The organism is Robbsia andropogonis, from assembly GCF_000970345.1.
GTDB lineage: Bacteria > Pseudomonadota > Gammaproteobacteria > Burkholderiales > Burkholderiaceae > Robbsia > Robbsia andropogonis.
Window position 1 is genome coordinate 1 of sequence record NZ_LAQU01000132.1, and the last position, 2323, is coordinate 2323.

The window sequence follows — 2323 nt, forward strand, 5'->3', positions numbered from 1 at the left end:
AATGTCCTCAATATAGACCTTACAGTTTGAGAGCGTCTTGCCGCCAGCGTTCTTGATCCCAATCTTCACCGTGCTTAACACTTGACCATTGGTAGCTTCACTAACTTGGTACGGCGCGGCTGATTTTGTGACCATCTCTATCTCAGGATCGAGAGCGGCCCTCGGACTTGTCAACTGGGTGTTATCCGGCACGCTCGACGCACGCACCCAACCATCCAACTTGCCCTCGGCAGACAGATCACGAATCGCCTTCGGCACATGGATGCGGATGTCTTTGGCCTCATCAACCTGGCTGCACATTTTGCCCTGTACCACGGCACGAAATTCCATCAATTTCTTTGTGTTATTCTGCTCAACCGCGCCGAGGCCGAGCGACCCTTTGGTCTTGACATTTATCGCGTCATCGGTCAAATAAAGCGCAAAAAACGGCTTTCCCCGTTCCACCGCGTACTCGTATTCACGCTGTATGTAGCTCTTGCCGGATTCAGGTTCGACTGATCCATAACGTCCCCCGAGGATCAGCATAAAAATGTCGCTCTCATCGATCCATTTCTTGATCACTTCCATCTGAGCCTTGTCAGACGCGGCAAACAACTCCATTCCAGCCGGGATGTGCCCTGCCTCCAGAATCGCCGTGACCGCTGCCTGGCGTTCCGCTTGCATGTCCGTGTAAGTGGACGAGATGAATACCTGATATTTCTTATTCATTCTGATCTGGTCTCTGAGTCGCATTAAGTGAGTAGAGTCTAGCACCGCGAAAGACGAGTCCTTGGCCCGAAGTTCAAGAGTTAGATTCGGACCGGTCTACCGGCTAAATAGGACTGTCCATACAGCGCGACTCCTACGGGACGTTAGCCCATCCATCACCCGCGCACGCGGTGAATGTCTGTTGAAGTGCTTCGATGACGGGTCGCTCGACGCTCACCAGCGCGAATCGAATGGCTGTTTCCTTGGCTGAAGCGACGTCTGAATGTCCAGATGTCGGTCCGGACGAACGACGGCTTGTGGCCGATATCGGATAATCTACAGAGAATTGTTGAAGAGCGTCCGCTGAGGCCGAGAACGGCCACAATGCGTCGTCGACCGAAGCGGCGATTTAGACGTTCGGACGTCTCCTCAAGCACCTCAAAACCGACATTCGGGTTCCGATTTCATCTGTCGCTGCGCGTTGGCGGTTGCCAACTCTCCTTGTAGCGCATCGGTATTTCTATCGGCCCCCGGTCGTGCAGCATTAGCTTTGTTATCATCGACAACGGCTTATCAATCTTTCTTATTACCCAACATTAGAAAAAGCGAGCGGACCATGCCGTTAGACGAAGCAATGTATCGTAATAACGAAATCTATCGGAGCTGGGTCGAAAATCCATTGCGAATCATCGAGCCGAGCAAAATTAATGACAATAGAGGGTTCAGAAAACCACAGCGGGCAGCGCTTTTTTCTTCTTTATGTCACCTGACTTCGTCGCCTGCTCGACCTGCAACGGTTGTCATGCCCACGGGAACTGGTAAGACCGATACGATTTTCGCCTTAATCATCGCAGGCGCATTTCCAAGAACACTGATAATAGTTCCATCGGATGCTCTGCGAGCACAGACATCCGAAAAAATCACTGCACTTACCAACATAAGAAAGTTTGAGGCCATTGGCGGAACCACGTTGTCGCCTCGAGTCTTCACAATGGATTCCGCTCTTTCAAAAGAGGATATCCACACCATTGAAAAATGTAATGTTGTTATATCCACCCCCAACGCACTAGCCTTGAGCGATCGCGATGCGTTAGGGCAATTAGTGAATCTTATGAGTCATCTAATTGTTGATGAAGCACATCACGTTGCAGCGCAGACATGGCGAACAGTGAAATCTGCGTTTAAAGGCAAGCCATGTATACAGTTTACCGCCACTCCATTCCGTGAAGACAAGCAAGCTCTTGACGGACATATTATATATAACTACTCACTGAAAAATGCCCAGGATGATGGATATTTTCAGGCTATAGAGTTTTACCCTGTCCGCGAATACCAGTCATCGCTGTCCGACAAAGCAATTGCGGATAAAGCGGTGGAATTGCTGCGTGCAGATCTTAAAGCCGGCAAAAATCATTTGCTCATGGCTCGGGCTAATTCAAAAGAAAAAGCCAAGACAATTTTTGCAATTTATAGTAAGCACCCAGACCTTTCTCCGGTACTAGTTTATAGCGGCATTAAAAAAAGTAATGAAATAATAAATGCGATTAAGAATAAGAAACACAAGATCATTGTTTGTGTCAATATGCTCGGGGAAGGATTTGATCTCCCCGAACTGAAAATCGCGGCGCTTCACGAC

The 2323-nt window shown here is 49.0% G+C and carries 2 protein-coding genes; one reads left to right on the forward strand and one right to left on the reverse strand.

Translation table 11 applies throughout. The annotated features are described in order from the left end of the window. Positions 1-708: DUF4062 domain-containing protein (locus WM40_RS26460; RefSeq protein ID WP_082103292.1), on the reverse strand; the 708-nt coding region annotated here is incomplete at its 3' end. 595 nt (positions 709-1303) lie between these two features. On the opposite strand from WM40_RS26460, the gene WM40_RS26465 reads away from it, so the two are divergent. Beyond that, on the forward strand, positions 1304-2323 hold a 1020-nt coding region (locus WM40_RS26465; RefSeq protein ID WP_157793816.1), incomplete at its 3' end, for a DEAD/DEAH box helicase.